The 2,329-nt window shown below is 34.7% G+C and carries 3 protein-coding genes; all 3 read left to right on the plus strand.

Going from position 1 to position 2,329, the window contains the following annotated elements:
• The first annotated feature begins 123 nt into the window (after positions 1-123).
• The 3 genes from FC65_RS10155 to FC65_RS10165 all read left to right on the plus strand — a co-directional run bounded on the left by FC65_RS10155 (position 124) and on the right by FC65_RS10165 (position 2,296).
• Positions 124-531 (plus strand): ImmA/IrrE family metallo-endopeptidase, encoded by a 408-nt coding sequence (locus FC65_RS10155; protein ID WP_056972598.1) that lies wholly within the window; start codon positions 124-126, stop codon positions 529-531.
• A 40-nt stretch (positions 532-571) separates the two neighbouring features.
• A complete protein-coding gene (locus tag FC65_RS10160; protein WP_079579299.1) occupies positions 572-1,069 on the plus strand; it encodes a PH domain-containing protein in 498 nt (165 codons plus the stop codon).
• Between the two features lie 99 nt (positions 1,070-1,168).
• The gene (locus FC65_RS10165) at positions 1,169-2,296 is read left to right on the plus strand and encodes a tyrosine-type recombinase/integrase (protein ID WP_056972600.1); all 1,128 of its coding nucleotides are present in this window, start codon (positions 1,169-1,171) and stop codon (positions 2,294-2,296) included.
• Positions 2,297-2,329: the final 33 nt, after the last annotated feature.

The raw sequence follows: 2,329 nt of genomic DNA on the forward strand, positions 1-2,329 counted from the left end.
TCATTTACACAAACTTCTTGACACTCCCGATCTGGCAGATGACGAAACAATTTTTACTTATGAAGGTAAGCCATTAGATGATGAAGATAAGAGATTATTAGAAGATTGCTTAGGGGGAAGTAAATGAACGAGGTTATAACTTATTTGCTTAATTTTGCTTTTGATCATGGTTTTGAAATTGTCTGGACTAATCAATTGAAATCATCTGCTCCATCGTGTGCAATTCCAAAAAATAATAAAATTATTATCAATGGGCAATGGAAAAATAAGGATGAATTGCCTTTTCAGATTGCCCACGAAATCGGACACATGTTAAACAAAGATGAAGGTGTTCTGTATTACAGTTCCTACTCGTCACATAGTAAAATTGAAGCTGATGCAGATAACAGAGCTATCGATTTATTAATAGATTATTGCGTTTCGAACGGAAAAGAAACTGAAAATTATTCAGATTTCATGTATTATTATAGTGTACCGTTGCGTTTAGAAGAAAACGCAAAACGAAGGTATGCTATTTATTTTAATAATTAGGGGAACAAACGTTTTACAATATATTTTTGGAGGTTTTAATATGGATTTAGAAACAGTTCAACAACAATTTAAGAATGCAAATGTTAGCGATACATTCGGTACAAGGAAAGAAGTTAAATATTTACCTGAGATCTTGTCTGATGATGAAATTATTCAATATGCAACCTCTGGGCTGGTTGAAGGTAATACTGTGCTAGTTGTTTGTACTAATGAGCGTGTTTTATTCGTAGATAAAGGCATGGTGTACGGAGTTAGATCTAATGAGATTCCTTTGGATATGGTTAATGGAGTTTCTTATTCTAAAGGAATGTTAATGGGAAATATTATTGTAACCAATGGAGCCAAGGATACTTTAATAAAGGATGTTAGTAAAGAGACTGCACCGTTAATGGTAGATGCAATTAAAAGATCTGCCAAAGAATATAAAAGAAAATTACATCAAGCATCACAGTCTTCAATCGAAACCGATAACATAAGCATGTTGATTTCGCAGAATGAAAAAATCATTTCTCTTCTGAAACAGATCGCCGCTAAATAAAAAACACATCCCGCCCCGACCAGAGTTTGAGATGTGCCTTACTCTAATGAGTGGATTAATGTGTCCTTTTTTATTATAACACAGAAAGAAGTGAAGCTTATGGCGAGTTTTAGAAAACAGAAGTCTGGCTGGAAAGTAACTATTTCTAAACGAGATAGTGAAGGCAATTTACATCAAACTTCCAGAAACGGTTTTAGTACCAAAAATGAGGCACGTGAATACGCCCTAAAAGTCGAATCAAAATCAGAGGTTTTAACCAGCTCCAAAAGAGATATGACTTTTGCAGATTACTTTGATTATTGGTATCAAACTTACAAAGAAAATAAGATTACTGAATCAACTCTACGGCATTACAAACTGGCCAGTAAGATAATTCATAGGTATTTTGGCAAGCAATTATTAAAAGAGATCACACGTACCGAGTATCAAACATTTATTAACTGGTACGGTAAAGATCACGCTAAAGAAACCATTAGCAAAATTGCCGGATATATTCGCTCCTGTGCACAGAATGCTGTACTTGATGATATTATCCCACATGACTTCACACAACGCACAGAACTCAAATATAACGACAATAAGCGCTATGCTGTGGCCTATCTTAATATAAGTGAGATCAATAAGCTGATTAATCGCACCAAAATAAAATTAGATCATCGCTATACTAGCAGATACATGATTTTGACTGCAATATATACCGGCATGCGTTTAGGTGAGATCATGGCACTAACGTGGGATGACATCGACTTTAAGCATAAAACAATATCAGTTAATAAATCATATGATTATCACAGCCATCAAATAAAGACAGCAAAAACAGAAGGATCCAATCGAACCATTCGAGTTAATAACGATTTGTTGAGTTGTCTTGGACAACTAAAAGCGAATAAGACAAAGAATGTTTTTGAGAACAATCAAAAAACAGTTTCGGGTTCGAACGCAGTTAATAATGTCCTGCGTAAATTGCTACAAGAATGTAATATAAACCGTCAAGGATTCCACTTTCATAGCTTACGCCACTCACACGTTGCTTATTTGCTGTTTCAAGGCGTTGATATGTATGCCATTAGTAAAAGACTAGGTCACTCTAACATGACGATCACAGCAAAAAAATACGCCTATTTGATTGACGAATACAAAGCTAAATCAGACAACCAAATTGAAGCATTAATGGACAACCTAGGACAACAGGAAGACAACAAGCTCAAGTTTATTAACTTTAGATAACTTTTAATCGGGTAGGAGATAGTTCACACTATC

This window comes from Ligilactobacillus acidipiscis DSM 15836 (genome assembly GCF_001435755.1).
GTDB classification, from domain to species: domain Bacteria; phylum Bacillota; class Bacilli; order Lactobacillales; family Lactobacillaceae; genus Ligilactobacillus; species Ligilactobacillus acidipiscis.